We start from the raw sequence: 14,315 nt of genomic DNA, 5'->3' as shown, positions 1-14,315 counted from the left end.
TTTTGTCAGACGGGAGCGCTATCGAGCGATCAGCCCCGCCGCCAAGGCGATTGCTGCGATCCAGAGCGCGATGATGATCGCCGCAGCACGTCTGGAAATCGGCTGCTCGGCAAGGCGCGCGGCCTCCTCGCGATATTCGGCCAGGAGGGGCGCCGGGACGAGCTTCAACACCGCCCACACCCCGAGGGGCACGATCAGCAAGTCGTCGAGGAGTCCCAGCACTGGGATGAAATCCGGGATGAGGTCGATCGGACTGAACGCATACGCCGCGACCGCACCGGCCAGCAGCTTTGCGACCAGCGGCGTGCGCGGGTCCCGCGCCGCGATCCAGAGCGTCAGCGCCTCGCGCTTGAGTAGCTTGGCCCGCTCCCTAAGCCGCAAGCGTGGCTTTCACGAAGTCCGCGCACCGCTCGCCGATCATGATGCTCGGCGCGTTGGTGTTGCCCGATACGAGCCGTGGCATGATCGAGGCGTCGGCGACCCACAGTCCGTCGATGCCGCGCGCCTTGAGTGCGGTGTCGACCACGCTCGCATCGTCCGCGCCCATCCGGCAGGTTCCCACCGGGTGATAGACGGTGTCGGCCCGGCTGCGGATGAGATCGTCGAGCGCGTCGTCGTCGTCGATGTCGATCGGATAGCGGTCGCGCGGAGCGTATTCCGCCAGCGCCGGTGCCGAAACGATCCGGTGCGACAAGCGCACGCCGGCGCGGAGCACCGCCATGTCGCGTTCGTCGGCCAGGAAGTTGGGGTCGATCGCCGGCGCGGCCTGCGGATCGGCGTTCGCCAGGCGAACGGTGCCTCGGCTCTCGGGTCGCAGGACGCAGGCGTGAAGCGAGAACCCGTGACCTTTCACCTTGGTCCGGCCGTGATCTTCCAGCATCGCCGGGACGAAGTGCCACTGTACGTCGGGCGCAGGGGCGCCGGGCATGACCGTCCAGAAGCCACCCGATTCGGCGAACGGCGTGGTCATGATGCCGGTTCGTTTGCGGCGGTGCTCGGCGATGGCCTTGACCATGCGCCAGGTGCCGGCAAGGCTGTCTCCGAAGAAGTCCTTGCTGTCGGTCCCCCAGCTCGAAACATAGTCGATGTGGTCCTGCAGGTCGTCGCCGACGGCGGCAACGTCGCGGACCACTTCAATGCCGTGCTGCTTCAGATGCTGGGCGGGCCCGACGCCCGACAGCATCAGGATCTGCGGACTGTTGAACGCCCCGGCCGAGAGCACCACGCCGCCCCGCGCGCGCACGGTGCGCTCCTTGCCGGCGACGATATAGGTCGCGCCGGTCGCGCGGCCCTGTTCGATCTCGATCCGCTTGACCGTTACCCCGATCCGCACGTCGAGATTGCGATTGCCGCGCAGCGGCTCGACATAAGCGCGCGCCGCCGACCAGCGTTCGCCGCCCTTCTGGGTTACCTGGTAAAGGCCGAAGCCGTCCTGCCTGGCTCCGTTGAAATCGGCGTTGCGCGGAAGCTGGAGTTGCGCGGCGGCTTCGACGAAAGCGATGCTTCCGGGATTGGCGTGGCGCTGGTCGCTGACATTCAGCGGGCCGTCCGCGCCGTGAAAATCGTCCGCCCCGCGTTCGTTGTGCTCGGCCTTGCGGAAATAGGGCAGCACGTCGTCGTATGCCCAGCCGGTGCAGCCGAGCGACGCCCAGTTGTCGTAATCCCATGCGTTGCCGCGGATATAGATCATCGCGTTGATCGCGCTCGACCCGCCGAGGCCGCGACCGCGCGGCTGGTATCCAGTGCGGCCCTTGAGGCCCTTCTGCGGGACGGTTTCGTAGCGGTAGTTCACCGCGTCGGGCAGGAACGGCATGAAGCCGGGCGTCTTGACCCGCATCGTGTCGTTACGGCCACCTGCTTCGAGCAGGCACACGCTGCACCCGGCCTCCGCCAGCCGTCCGGCAACCGCGCTGCCGGCACTGCCGCCGCCAATCACGATGACGTCGAATTCGTCCATTGCTTCCCTCTCCCTCGCGCTCGAACCTGTCCCGAAGGATGGCCGCGCTTTCATTGACGGGAAGGTTAGGCAGCCTCGCGCGGCTCCGCAATCGGGTTTTCGCCCGCAACCGATTTTCGCGCGACCTGACGGGCCTGCCAGCGCGCACGGATCATTTCGCTGGTTTCGCGGGTCCCGTCGTGAGTCCAGCCGGGTTCGCGCAGCAGGTAAGACAGCTTGTGCCGCCACGGCGCGCGGCGCATGTCCTGCGCGATTCCGATCCATTCGTGGAATACCGACCACAGCAGGTTGAAGCTGCCGAGCTGTTTCACAATGCCGTAGCGGATACGCTCCTCGTCCGGCCGCTCCTCCTCAAACGTGCCGAACATCCGGTCCCAGACGATGAACACGCCGGCATAGTTGCGGTCGAGGTACCGCGGATTGGTGGCGTGGTGCACGCGGTGGTGGCTCGGTGTGTTCATCACCGCCTCGAACCAGCGCGGCATCTTGCCGATAGCTTCTGTGTGGATCCAGAACTGGTAGATCAGGTTGAAGCCGCCGCACACCGCAATCATCACCGGATGAAAACCGGCGAGCACCAGCGGCAGCTTGAATACGAAGCCGAGCGTCAGGAACCCCGTCCAGGTTTGACGCAGCGCGGTGGACAGATTGTAGTGCTGGCTCGAATGATGGTTCACGTGGCTGGCCCAGAACCACCTCACCCGGTGGCCGAAGCGGTGAATCCAGTAATAGGCGAGATCGTCGAGGACGAAGCACAATCCCCAGGCCCACCAAGTCCACGGCACGTCGAACAGACGGAATTGCCACAGCCACAGGAACAGCGCGACCACGGCCCCGCCGAACAGCAAGCCGGAGACCGTCGATCCCAGTCCGAACGCGAGCGAGGTCAGCGTATCCTTCGGCTCGTATGCCTCGCGCCGCATCCGGCGCGCCCAGACCATCTCGATCAGGACGAGCGCCACGAAGCCGGGCACGGCATAGTCGACGGGAGAAAAATCGGGCATCGTGGTCGGGCTATAGCCGCCTGAGGCTCGCCGCCCAAGTGGCAGCTGAATCGCCAAGGTCGAGCGTGATCTCGCCGAACCGCCGGTCGCTGGTGCCCACGACTAGGAACTGTCGATCGAGCCGCACATGCGTGTGTCCGTCCAGGAGGCGCGAGGCGAAGTGCGCGCCATGGCGGCGCAGCAGCATGACCCGCCCGTCCGCATCGCGGGCCAGCGCAGCGACACCGGCGCGGTCGATAGCGATCTCCATCGGCTCGAAACCGTAGAGCGCTTCTTCGGCCAGTTCGCGAAGGTGCGCCTCATCGCGAATGCGCGAATCACCGCCCAGTCCGAGCTTCAGCGCGATCCACGCAAGCGCGAGAATAGCGAAAAGCGAGGCACCCATCTGGATCAGCTCGGCAGTCATGTCGGGGCGATTGCCATAGCTCCTGATGCGCGTCGAGCGGGCTTGCGACGCGCAACGGCAGGACGATTCCAGCCCTGCGGCAGATCGCTTGGGTTACCGCTCCATCGATATGGGTGATTTGTCTTCGCGAATTCTACCGCAACTGGCGGCCAAGGCGATTAGTTGCCATTGCCAGCCTGAGCGGCCAGCGCATCCATCGCCGGTCGGATAGCGGCGACATCGTATCCGGCGTTGGCTGCTGCGTCGGCCAGCGCCGCCGGATCCTCGCCCATGCTTGCGCGCGCGAGCGCCCACAGCAGGGTCGAACGCGTGCCCGAGCGGCAGTAACCGAGGACGGGACCATCTGCGGACTGCATCGCTTCGACCAAAGCGCTGACTTGCGGATGACTGAATCCGGCGTGGGTGATCGGAATGGCGAGATAGGCGATTCCCAAATCTCTGGCCGCTGCTTCGATCTCCTCGCCGGGCACCTGATCGGGGCTCTCACCCTCGGGCCGGTTGTTGACGATGAGAGCGATGCCTAGGTCGCGTGCTGTCGCCACGTCGTCGAGCCCGATCTGCGGGCTGGCAAACATCGTATCCGACAGCTTGCGGAAGTCGCTCATGCCTCTCTCTTCCGCTGGCGGCGTCGGCGCTGGAAGATGTTCAACATTTCGACCCCGACCGAGAAGCCCATCGCCGCGTAGATGTAGCCCTTGGGAACATGGAAGCCGAAACCGTCCGCGATCAGGACCAGGCCGATCATCACGAGGAACGCCAGTGCGAGCATGACCAGCGTCGGGTTGTGCTCGATGAAGCGCGCCAGCGGGTCGGCAGCGACCATCATCACGCCGACCGTGAACACGACCGCAGCGACCATGATCGGCACTTCGTCGGTCATGCCCACAGCAGTCAGGATCGAATCGACCGAGAAGACGAGGTCGATGGCGATGATCTGCGCGATGACCGCACCAAAGGTAGCGGTAGCGGCGGCAGCCACGCCGGGAGTCTTGTCGAGCAGGTCGCCCGAGTTGTCTTCCGGCTCCATCGAGTGGTGGATTTCCTTCGTCGCCTTCCACAGCAGGAACAGACCGCCGGCTAGGAGGATCAGGTCGCGACCCGAGAAGGCCGTCTCGAAACTCGGCTCGCCATAGGCATTGGGCGAACCGACGAGGCCGAGGTCGAACAGCGGGTTCGTGAGCGTCACGAGCCAGCCGATCAGCATGAGCAAGCCGATTCGCATGACGAGAGCCAGCGCCAGGCCGATCCGCCGCGCCTTCGACTGCTGTTCCGGGGGCAGCTTGTTTGACAGGATCGCGATGAAGATGAGGTTGTCGACCCCGAGCACGACTTCGAGTGCGATCAGTGTGAGAAGCGCGAGCCAGGCGGCCGGATCGCTGAGCAGAGCCATGATGTCCATCGCGGCGCAATGCCTTCGCCCGCGCGGTCTGACAAGCCGGCATGGGGGACCGGGATCGACTCTGTGTCTGGCCGCGGGACGCCAAGCGTTAAATCGTTCGCAACAGGGCAGGTCTTGCGCTATGAACCCTCGCTAAATCACGGGGGCGGGCTTTCGATCCGGCTGTCCGACCCGTCCCGGCGCGCTCCGCCCGCGCGATTCGGGGAATGGAGCAGGGGCGGCGAGAATACGAAGGTACGAAGCAGGTTATGGGTTACGATAGAGGGCGGCGTCGGGGCAAGGACAAGCGCGACGGTTTCGGTGAAGAAGGCGGCTTCGATCCGTTCGGCGGCGGTGGCGGCGATTTCGGTGGCGGCGACCGCGGCGGATTCGGCGGTGGTGACCGTGGCGGATTCGGTGGCGGCGGCGGCTTCGGCGGCGGCGGCGGCTTCGGCGGCGGCGGCGGCGGCGGTGGCGGCGGCTACCGCGGCGGAAGCGGCGGTGGTGGCGGCGGCTTCGGCGGCGGTCGTCCCGGTGGCGGCGCAGGCGGCGGTGGTGGCGCCGGCGGTTTCAACCGCATGCCTCCCCAAGTCGTCGGTGCCGGAAAGGGCACGGTCAAGTTCTTCAATGGCCAGAAGGGCTTCGGCTTCATCGCCCAGGAAGAAGGCGGCGAGGACGTTTTCGTTCACATCAGCGCGGTCGAGCGTGCCGGACTTGCCGGTCTTGGCGAAGGCCAGGAACTGGCGTTCAACCTCGTCGACCGTGGCGGCAAGATTTCGGCCCAGGATCTCCAGATCATCGGCGACGTCGTTCCCGTGACCGACCGCGGCCCGCCGCGCGAGGATCGCGGTGATCGCGGCGGCGACCGGGGTGGCTTCGGCGCGGGTGCAGCAGCGCCCCGCCGCGAGCTGACCGGCGAGAAGGCGACCGGAACGGTCAAGTTCTTCAACTCGATGAAGGGCTTCGGCTTCCTCGTCCGCGACGATGGCCAGCCGGACGCGTTCGTGCACATCAGCGCGGTCGAGCGTTCGGGCCTTTCGAGCCTTAACGAGGGTGAGAAGTACGAGTTCGACCTCGAGGTCGATCGACGAGGCAAGCACTCGGCGGTCAACCTGGTGCCCGTCCAGGGCTGATCCGTCGGCGAAGGCCCGGTGCATGCGCCGGGCGTTTGCCAGACCATAAACGGCGCGAATGGCGGCCCCCCTCCATGTGATTGGCGGGGCCGCCATTCGTCGTTTTCAGCTACCCGAATTCACGCAAAGAGGACTTTCCCGATGTCGATCACCCCGCTCATGCCCGTCTATCCCCGGTGCGGCGTCCGCCCCGTTCGCGGCGAGCATTGCCATCTGATCGACGAAGACGGGACCCGCTACCTCGACTTCGCGAGCGGCATCGCGGTCAACCTCCTCGGCCACAGCCACGAAGGGCTGATCGGCGCGATCCAGCGGCAGGCGGCAACGCTGATGCACGTCTCGAACCTCTACGGAAGCCCGCAGGGCGAAAGCCTGGCGCAGCGCCTTGTCGACCTGACGTTTGCCGACACGGTATTCTTCACCAACTCCGGCGCCGAAGCCGTCGAGTGCGCGATCAAGGCGGCGCGTGCCTATCACAGCCATGTCGGCAACGACGACAAATACGAACTGATCACGTTCAAGAACGCGTTCCACGGCCGGACGATGGCGACGATCAGCGCGTCCAATCAAGACAAGATGCACAAGGGCTTCCTGCCCTTGCTCGCGGGTTTCAAGTACGCGGAATTCGACGACCTGGAGAGTGCGAAGGCGCTGATGGGCCCCAACACGGCCGGTTTCCTGGTCGAACCCATTCAGGGCGAAGGCGGCATTCGGCCCGCATCCGACGCCTTCATGCAAGGCTTGCGCGCGCTTTGCGACGATCACGACCTGATGCTCGTCCTCGACGAAGTGCAGTGCGGCGTCGCGCGGACCGGCAAGATGTACGCATACGAGCATTACGGGATCGAGCCCGACATCATGGCGACCGCCAAGGGTATCGGCGGCGGCTTCCCGCTCGGTGCCTGCCTGGCGACGGAGAAGGCCGCGCGCGGAATGGTCGTCGGCAGTCATGGGTCCACTTACGGCGGCAACCCACTGGCGATGGCTGCGGGCGAAGCAGTCCTCGATGCCGTGGCGGGCGAGGAATTCCTCGCCGAAGTCACGGAGAAGGGCGAACGGCTGCGCAGCCGGCTCGAGCAGTTCATCGGCAACTACCCCGAACTGTTCGACAGCGTCCGGGGCAAGGGCCTCATGCTCGGCCTCAAGATGAAGGGTGAGAGCCGCCCGTTCTACGTTCACCTGCGCGATGGCCACCAGTTGCTGACCGTGGCGGCGGGCGACAACACCTTGCGCATCCTGCCGCCGCTAGTGGCGGGCGACGCCGAGTTCGACGAGTTCTTCGACAAGCTGTCGGCGGGTGCAGCGAGTTACCAGCCGCCTGAGGCCGCGTGATGGCCTGCCGGCACTTCCTCGACCTGTCCGATGCGGGACCCGCGGCGCTGCGGGCGATGCTCGCAGACGCTCATATTCGCAAGGCCGCACGGCGCGATTGGCCCAAGGGCAAACCCGATGCCGACGCTCCGCTTGCCGGGCACGTGCTGGCAATGATCTTCGAGAAGAATTCCACCCGGACCCGGGTGAGCTTCGACATGGCCATGCGGCAACTCGGCGGAACCGCGCTGATCATGGATGCAGGCACCACGCAGCTGGGGCGCGGCGAATCGCTTGCCGACACCGCCCGCGTCCTGAGCCGGATGGTCGATGCGATCATGATCCGGACCGACGATCACGCGAAGATCGAAGAGCTGGCGCGGCACTCGACCGTGCCGGTCATCAACGGGCTCACCGATCGTTCGCATCCCTGCCAGATCGTCGCCGACCTCCTGACCATCGAAGAGCAGGGCAAGTCGCTGGCAGGTCTCGAACTGGCGTGGCTCGGCGATGGCAACAACGTGCTGCACTCGGTGCTCGAGGCGGCCGGGCTGCTCGGCTTCAACGTCCGCGTCGCAGTCCCGCAAGGTTACGAACCGGAATCCGCATTCGTTGAAATGGCGCGCGCCGCCGGTTCGAAAGTGACGTTGACGCGCGATGCCGCCGAAGCCGCCGGCGGCGCCGACATCGTCGTCACCGATACTTGGGTATCGATGGGGCAGGACCATGCGCCCAACAAGCTTGCGGCGATGGCGCCGTTCCAGGTCGATGCGCGCCTCATGGCTCTCGCCAAACCCGATGCAAGCTTCCTCCACTGCCTGCCCGCGCATGTCGGCGAGGAAGTGACCGAGGAGGTTTTCGAAAGCGACCAGTCGGTGGTGTTCGACGAAGCGGAGAACCGCATCCACGCGCAGAAATCCGTGCTGCTGTGGAGCCTGGGCCTGCTCTGACCTAGCGAACCGGCACGCGCGGCCCCATATCCGCGCCCGATGAACGACACCGAGCAAGAAACCTATGCCGAGCGGATGCTCGGCTTCTCCATCCCTTCGCGCCATGCGCGGGGCCGTGCCGTGCGCCTCGACGGCGTGCTGGAAGAAATCCTGTCGGCGCACGCTTATCCACCGGCGATCACCCATCTGCTCGCCGAGGCCCTCGTCCTCGCGGCGCTGATCGGCGGCCTGCTCAAGGAAAGCGACAGCGTCGAAGGGGGCGCGCAGCTGACGATGCAGGCGCAGACCGAGGGTGGCGTGGTACGGCTTCTGGTTTGTGATTGGCGCGGCGGCGAGTTGCGCGGCTACGTCGATTTCGATCACGAGCGACTGGCGGCCCTGGGTGCCAATCCGTCGCTCTATGCGCTGTTCGGGAAGGGCTACCTTGCGATGACATTCGACCTTCCCGCCGGGGAAGGTCGTTATCAGGGGATCGTGCCTCTGGAAGGTGAATCGCTCGCGCAGGCGTGCGAAAGCTATTTCAGCCAGTCCGAGCAAGTGCCGACCCTGATCCGTGTGGCGGTGCGCTCCGGCGCGTCCGGCGTGGTCGCGGCCGGGTTGCTAGTCCAGCATCTCGCGGACGGCGAGGAAGGGCGCGAGCGGCTCCACGTACGGATGGACCATCCGGAATGGGAACACGTCTCGATCATGGCCGGCAGTGTTCGCCATGATGAACTGCTCGACGGTGGCTTGTCGCTCGAGGCGGTCGTCTGGCGATTGTTTCATGAGGAGGATGAGGTTCGCGTGCAACGCGGTCCGTCGATCGAGCGCGGCTGTCGTTGCTCGACCGAGCACTACGCAAAGGTCATTTCCCGCTTTCCACCCGAGGAGCGCGCAGAGATGCGCAACGAGGATGGGGTGATCATGGTCGACTGCGCGTTCTGTTCGCGGCAGTTCCCGATCCGGGACTAACGCTCCGTCGCGCGTGAGGAACACTTTATCGGCGGCGCGGTTTCTGCTAAAAGCGCGTTCTGACGGTAATTCGCGGGCGCAGGTGGAGTTTGTTTCAATGCGACTGGCGATTGTGGCCGCGGCGCGATCATTCGCGATCGCGGCCGGCATGTACGCGACCGGATTGCTCACCCCCGCGGCCGCCCAAGCGCCTTCGCTGGCGATGCTGAGTGCGCTCGAGGACGGCCAGTGGGAAATACGGTTCCGTGACGGGCGAGAGAGCCGCCGGATGTGCCTCCGCTCGGGCACCGAGTTGATCCAGCTCCAGCATTCCGGTCCGGCTTGCAGTCGTTTCATCGTCGATGACGGCGCGAGCGAAGTGACCGTGCAATACACCTGCAAGGGGAACGGCTACGGGCGGACGAACATCCGCCGCGAGAGCGCGAGCCTCGTTCAGATCGACAGCCAGGGTATCGCAGCCGGCCTGCCGTTCGCTTTTACCGCCGAGGCGCGGCGACTGGGGCCTTGCCGCTAGAAACGGCGGTTGCCCACGCCTTTGCGACCGCCTAGCGGGGCGCCATGTCCGCTGATCACCCTATCGCCGTGGTCCTGCTTTCGGGTGGCCTCGATTCGATGGTTTCCGCCGCTATCGCGCGGGAACAGGGCTTCATCATTCACGCGTTGTCGATCGACTATGGGCAGCGCCACGTTCGCGAGCTCGACTGCGCTCGCGACATCGCAAGCCGTCTCGGTGCGGAGCGGCATGTCGTGCTGCCGCTCGACCTGAGGCGCTTCGGCGGCTCCGCGCTTACCGACGACATTGCCGTCCCCAAGGGCGGTGTCGGCGACGACATTCCGGTGACATATGTGCCGGCGCGCAATCTCGTGTTTCTCGCGCTTACCGCCGCCTTTGCCGAAAGCTCCGGCGCGCGTGACATTTTCATCGGGGTGAATGCGCTCGATTATTCGGGCTATCCCGACTGCCGCCCCGAGTTCATCGCCAGCTTTGCCGAGACGGCACGGCTGGGCACGAAAGCCGGTGCAGAAGGCCATGCCTTCACAATCCATGCGCCGCTCCAGCATATGACCAAGGCCGATATTGCGCGCGAATCGGCGCGGCTGGGCCTCGATTCCGCCTGGAGCTGGTCGTGTTACGATCCGGCGCCCGATGGTTCGGCGTGCGGACATTGCGACAGTTGCCGCTTGCGTCGAAAGGGCTTCGCGGACGCGGGATTGACGGATAGGGTCGCCTACTTCGGCGACCGACCGAACAACTTGGGAGAGGGTTTTTGAGCGAAAACACTGGGGCCGCTGTGGGCGTGCCGGACGATGCGGAAGTCCCGGCCTACAGCTGGTACGCACTGGGCGTCCTGGTGCTGGTGTATGTGCTCAATTTCGTCGACCGGCAGATCCTCTCGATCTTGGCCAACGACATCAAAGCCGACCTGAAGGTCGACGATGCGTTTCTCGGCTTCCTGTACGGCACCGCCTTCGCGATTTTCTACGCGCTGTTCGGTATTCCGCTGGGGAAGCTCGCCGATAGCTGGCACCGGGTTCGCCTGATGACCATCGGTCTCGCCCTGTGGTCTCTGATGACTGCGGTGTCGGGCTTCGCCAAGAACGGCACCATGCTCACCGGCGCGCGGATCGGCGTGGGCGTGGGCGAGGCTACGGCGGGTCCGTCGGCATACTCGCTCATTTCCGACTGGTTTCCCGCACGTCTTCGGGCAACCGCGCTCGCGATCTACTCGTCGGGCCTCTACATCGGCGGCGGCGTTTCGCTGCTGATCGGCGGCCTGATCGTGGAGGGATGGAACGAGGCCTATCCCGGTGGCGGACCGCTGGGCCTGGCGGGATGGCAGGCTGCCTTCATTGCCGTCGGATTGCCGGGCCTGCTGCTGGCGGTCTGGGTCCTGACGCTTCGCGAACCCGTTCGTGGCGCGATCGACGGCATCCCGACGCCGCGCGACCCCGCACCGTTTCGTGGATTTTTCGACGAGCTCCTGCAGATCATTCCGCCGTTCACTCTGATCGGGGCGCTGCGGCGCGGTGTGGGCGCGCTATTGCTCAATATCCTCGCGGCGATCGGATTTGCAGGCGCTGCTGTGGCGATGACTGCGCTGGTTCCGGCCGGAGAAGGCAATTTCATCCGATCGGTGTCGGATCAGTGGCTGTTTCTTGGGGTGGGCTATTATGCGGTGTTCAGTTGGGCCTGCGGACAACGCGCCCGCGATCTTCCCAGTTTCCGCCTTACCTGGGGATCGCCGGCGTTCCTGATGACTATCCTGGGCTATGGCATGGTGTCTTTCGTTTCCTACGCGGCCTCGTTTTTCGCGGCTCCATACGGTGAGATCGCATTCTCGATCCCGAAGACGCAGATCGGTTGGCTGGTAGGCGCACCCGCTGCTGTTGCAGGCTTCCTGGGCGTAATCGCCGGGGGGCGGCTGGCGGACTGGCTCTTCGTGCGCTTCGCCGCAGGACGACTCTTCGTCGTGCTGTTCGGCCTGGTTGCACCGGTTCCGGTGATTTGGATCACCTTCACCACCCAGTCCGAGACAGTTTTCTATGTTTGCGCGGCCTTGGGCCAGTTCCTCGCGGCGAGCGCGCTGGGTGCGGCGGCGGCCACGAGCCAGTCGCTGGTGTTGCCGAGGATGCGCGGTGTGGCGACCGCCACGTTCTTCCTGGCAACAACCCTCGTCGGGCTGGCACTTGGACCGTTCCTGGCGGGATGGGTCTCGGCATCGAACGGAGGGGACATTTCACTCGGGGTCCGCTCGACCCTGTGGGCCGTTCCCATCGGTCTCGCCTGTCTGATCGCGGCGATCCGGCTCGTCCCTGCCGCCTCCGCGTCGCTTCTCGCGCGCGCAGAGGCGGCAGGCGAGGGTGCGCTCAAGACCGCTTGATAATTCCGCAGGCTATCCGGCCACCGGCATTGCCGGTCGGATCGGTCCGATAATCGTCGGCGTTCGCGTGGACGACGACCGCGGTCCCGTCGGTATCGAACACCCATTCCTCGACCTGAGCGCGTGTGCCGGGAAGTTCGGCTGTCAGCGAGCCGGTGCCGGAAGGCTGGACCGTGATATTGGGCAGGTCGCCGACATGGCGCCCGTCGGGGTTGGCCGTCCCGTGCTCGCGTGAAAGCGGATTCAGGTGCCCGCCTGCCGAAGTGAAATCGGGCGCCTGGCAACTTCCGACGGCATGCAGATGGAAACCGTGTGGCCCCGGAGATATGCCGGTAACCGCCGCGACAAGGCTGACCGTGCTTCCGTTCGCGACCAGCTGGACTGTACCGGCAGGCATACCGTTGGCCAGCGAAAGGGTTGCGCCGCCGATCCGTTCGTTCGGCAGATCTGCGATGGTACTGCACGCGCCGACGGGCAGGGCAGCAGTCACGATCAACAGGCGATGTAGGGCGTTCATCTCGTTCTCCGTTTGATGGGTTCGAAGCATCAAACGAAAAAGGGGCCGGATTTCTCCGGCCCCCGTTCCATTTTTCGACTGATGCCGAAGATTACATGCCCGAACCCGGACCGTAGGTGATTTCCACCCGGCGGTTCTGGAGCTCGCGCACGCCATCGGCGGTCGGAACGCGCGGCTGCGATTCGCCGAACGCTTCGCTGGAGATCCGGGTGTCCGGAACGCCACGAGCCGACATGTACGAACGTACCGCATCGGCACGACGCTGCGAGAGGCCCACGTTGTACGTGGTCGCACCCGAACGGTCGGCGTGACCGGCCAGCATGACCGCTGCGCTGCCGCAGTTGGCATAAGCCGACACGGCGTTGTTCAGGATCGTCGCTGCTTCCGGAGTGATGTCCGAACGGTCCCACTCGAAGAACACGATGTACGGGCCCTTGTTGCAGACCGGAGCGGTAACGACCGGCGGCGGCGGGGGCGGCGGCGGGGGCGGAACCGGCCGAGCGGGGCAGGTTGCGTCCATCGGAAGCTGCGTGCCGTCCCAGCAGGTCTGCATCGGGGCAGGTGCGCCACCGAAGTTGAACCCGATGGTGCCGAGCAGCGAGTGCGAACGCCACTTGCCGCTTACGTCGCGACCGCGCGCATCGACGAAGTCGTTGGTTGCGGTGTTGAAGAAGCGATACTTCAGGCCGACGTCGATCGTCTCGGTCAGCGGAGCGCGAACACCTGCGAGCAGCTGCCACGCGAAGCCAGTGTCCGAATCGTCGAGGAAGCCGGGGCTCGAAAGGTCGACGGTCGCGCCGTCGATCTTCGTGCGGGCAACGCCGACACCACCGCCGACGAAGCCCTGCAGGCCGTCGTCGGGACCGAAGTCGGCCATCGCATTGAGCATGAAGCTCAGCACGTTGGCGTCGCCACCGGCAGTGTAGGTTCCCGAAACGTCCCCTACCGCACTGGTGGGAAGAAGAGCAGTCGCCGAGGACAGCGTGTCGATATCGGCCGAGCGATAGCTGCCTTCCGCTTCGAGGCGGATGAAGCCGAAGTCGTAACCTACGATGCCACCGAAGTCGTAACCCTTCTTGGTGTCGACAGTCACGGCGTTATCGATTGCGCCGACATCGAATTCGATGTCTTCGACGATCATCGGTCCGCCGTTCAATTCGACATACCATGCGCCGTCGCGGGCGAGAGAGGGCGAAGCGATGGCAGTCGATGCCAGCGCCATGCCAATGACGAGTTTCCGCATTATAGTATTCCCCTTTTTAGCGAATTTGAGCCATCGAGCGGATCATTTTCTAACTTTTCCCCACATGGGTGGCAAGCAGGCTTTAGCACCGAACTGTTGCAGATAAGCATCGGTTTGGGTGCCTGTCCGGAATAATCTGGCGCTGAAGCCCTCCTTGTGCGGCCTAAACGTAGTTTCGGTGGCGCGGTTCCCGTCAAATTTGCGGGAGAATCCCTTGGCCCTTCAAGGCCTCCAGCATGAGGCCGATCGCTATGCGCGCTTCGGTATCCACTACGGAACCGCCCTGCGGCTCTTCCACGGGATCGGCGCAGGTCCACCCGGTGTGGTAAATGAGGAACTGTCCTTTCGACCGGTCATACACGCGCATGCCGACGCTAGGCTCTGCAAACCGCCATTCGCCCGCCTGGCGATACGCCAGCTTGCCCTGCATTTCGGCGCATTCTCCTGTGGCATCCGCCGCGATGAGCCAGCAGTAACCCTCTACGGGATCTTCCGGTGGATTTGTGACCTCCGCCTCGATGAGGGGGCGCAACAGGACATCGGCCCGCGAGATAGCGGCATTCACGAAGAATTCCTTCTGTGC

At 65.0% G+C, this 14,315-nt stretch carries 16 protein-coding genes; 7 read left to right on the top strand and 9 right to left on the bottom strand.

The features are described from left to right. Nucleotides 1-18: 18 nt before the first annotated feature. From AR323_RS00675 to AR323_RS00650, 6 genes are all read right to left on the bottom strand, one after another. Nucleotides 19-381, bottom strand: coding sequence for a YkvA family protein (locus tag AR323_RS00675; RefSeq protein ID WP_057882022.1), 363 nt, complete (start codon nt 379-381; stop codon nt 19-21). Next, the gene (locus AR323_RS00670) at nt 371-1,957 is read right to left on the bottom strand and encodes a GMC family oxidoreductase (protein ID WP_057882021.1); all 1,587 of its coding nucleotides are present in this window, start codon (nt 1,955-1,957) and stop codon (nt 371-373) included. The genes AR323_RS00675 and AR323_RS00670 overlap by 11 nt, the downstream gene beginning before the upstream one ends. Nucleotides 1,958-2,022: 65 nt before the next feature. After that, the gene (locus AR323_RS00665; RefSeq protein WP_057882020.1) at nt 2,023-2,961 is read right to left on the bottom strand and encodes a sterol desaturase family protein; all 939 of its coding nucleotides are present in this window, start codon (nt 2,959-2,961) and stop codon (nt 2,023-2,025) included. 10 nt (nt 2,962-2,971) lie between these two features. Further along, nucleotides 2,972-3,367 (bottom strand): hypothetical protein, encoded by a 396-nt coding sequence (locus AR323_RS00660; protein WP_057882019.1) that lies wholly within the window; start codon nt 3,365-3,367, stop codon nt 2,972-2,974. A 158-nt stretch (nt 3,368-3,525) separates the two neighbouring features. Then, nucleotides 3,526-3,972 (bottom strand): TIGR01244 family sulfur transferase, encoded by a 447-nt coding sequence (locus tag AR323_RS00655; protein WP_057882018.1) that lies wholly within the window; start codon nt 3,970-3,972, stop codon nt 3,526-3,528. After that, entirely contained in the window at nt 3,969-4,766 is a 798-nt protein-coding gene (locus AR323_RS00650; protein ID WP_057882017.1) for a TerC family protein, read from the bottom strand. The genes AR323_RS00655 and AR323_RS00650 overlap by 4 nt, the downstream gene beginning before the upstream one ends. A 248-nt stretch (nt 4,767-5,014) precedes the next feature. On the opposite strand from AR323_RS00650, the gene AR323_RS15280 reads away from it, so the two are divergent. The 7 genes from AR323_RS15280 (at nt 5,015) to AR323_RS00615 (ending at nt 11,972) form a co-directional block, all read left to right on the top strand. Beyond that, nucleotides 5,015-5,878, top strand: coding sequence for a cold-shock protein (locus tag AR323_RS15280; protein WP_057882552.1), 864 nt, complete (start codon nt 5,015-5,017; stop codon nt 5,876-5,878). Nucleotides 5,879-6,019: 141 nt separating this feature from the next. After that, nucleotides 6,020-7,210: an aspartate aminotransferase family protein gene (locus tag AR323_RS00640; RefSeq protein ID WP_057882016.1), complete on the top strand. Its 1,191-nt coding sequence runs from the start codon at nt 6,020-6,022 to the stop codon at nt 7,208-7,210. Beyond that, nucleotides 7,210-8,139, top strand: coding sequence for an ornithine carbamoyltransferase (gene argF, locus AR323_RS00635; protein WP_057882015.1), 930 nt, complete (start codon nt 7,210-7,212; stop codon nt 8,137-8,139). Before AR323_RS00640 ends, argF begins: the two co-directional genes overlap by 1 nt. A 39-nt stretch (nt 8,140-8,178) precedes the next feature. Beyond that, nucleotides 8,179-9,090, top strand: a complete 912-nt coding sequence (hslO, locus tag AR323_RS00630) for an Hsp33 family molecular chaperone HslO (RefSeq protein ID WP_057882014.1) — start codon at nt 8,179-8,181, stop codon at nt 9,088-9,090. A 97-nt stretch (nt 9,091-9,187) separates the two neighbouring features. Next, nucleotides 9,188-9,604 carry a DUF3617 domain-containing protein gene (locus tag AR323_RS00625; RefSeq protein ID WP_321164519.1) on the top strand — a complete coding sequence of 139 codons (417 nt, stop codon included), beginning with the start codon at nt 9,188-9,190 and terminating at the stop codon, nt 9,602-9,604. Nucleotides 9,605-9,648: 44 nt separating this feature from the next. After that, nucleotides 9,649-10,362, top strand: coding sequence for a 7-cyano-7-deazaguanine synthase QueC (queC, locus tag AR323_RS00620; protein WP_057882013.1), 714 nt, complete (start codon nt 9,649-9,651; stop codon nt 10,360-10,362). Continuing rightward, entirely contained in the window at nt 10,359-11,972 is a 1,614-nt protein-coding gene (locus AR323_RS00615) for an MFS transporter (RefSeq protein WP_200956655.1), read from the top strand. Before queC ends, AR323_RS00615 begins: the two co-directional genes overlap by 4 nt. Here the strand turns inward: AR323_RS00615 and AR323_RS00610 are convergent. The 3 genes from AR323_RS00610 to AR323_RS00600 form a co-directional block, all read right to left on the bottom strand. Beyond that, nucleotides 11,959-12,489 (bottom strand): superoxide dismutase family protein, encoded by a 531-nt coding sequence (locus AR323_RS00610; RefSeq protein WP_057882012.1) that lies wholly within the window; start codon nt 12,487-12,489, stop codon nt 11,959-11,961. The two genes, AR323_RS00615 and AR323_RS00610, sit on opposite strands and share 14 nt — an antisense overlap. 91 nt (nt 12,490-12,580) lie before the next feature. Then, nucleotides 12,581-13,732, bottom strand: a complete 1,152-nt coding sequence (locus AR323_RS00605) for an OmpA family protein (protein WP_057882011.1) — start codon at nt 13,730-13,732, stop codon at nt 12,581-12,583. 193 nt (nt 13,733-13,925) lie between these two features. Beyond that, the gene (locus AR323_RS00600) at nt 13,926-14,297 is read right to left on the bottom strand and encodes a DUF2793 domain-containing protein (protein ID WP_057882010.1); all 372 of its coding nucleotides are present in this window, start codon (nt 14,295-14,297) and stop codon (nt 13,926-13,928) included. Nucleotides 14,298-14,315: the final 18 nt, after the last annotated feature.

The organism is Tsuneonella troitsensis (assembly GCF_001441535.1).
Lineage (GTDB): Bacteria > Pseudomonadota > Alphaproteobacteria > Sphingomonadales > Sphingomonadaceae > Tsuneonella > Tsuneonella troitsensis.
This window is presented reverse-complemented; position numbering and strand designations above follow the sequence as displayed.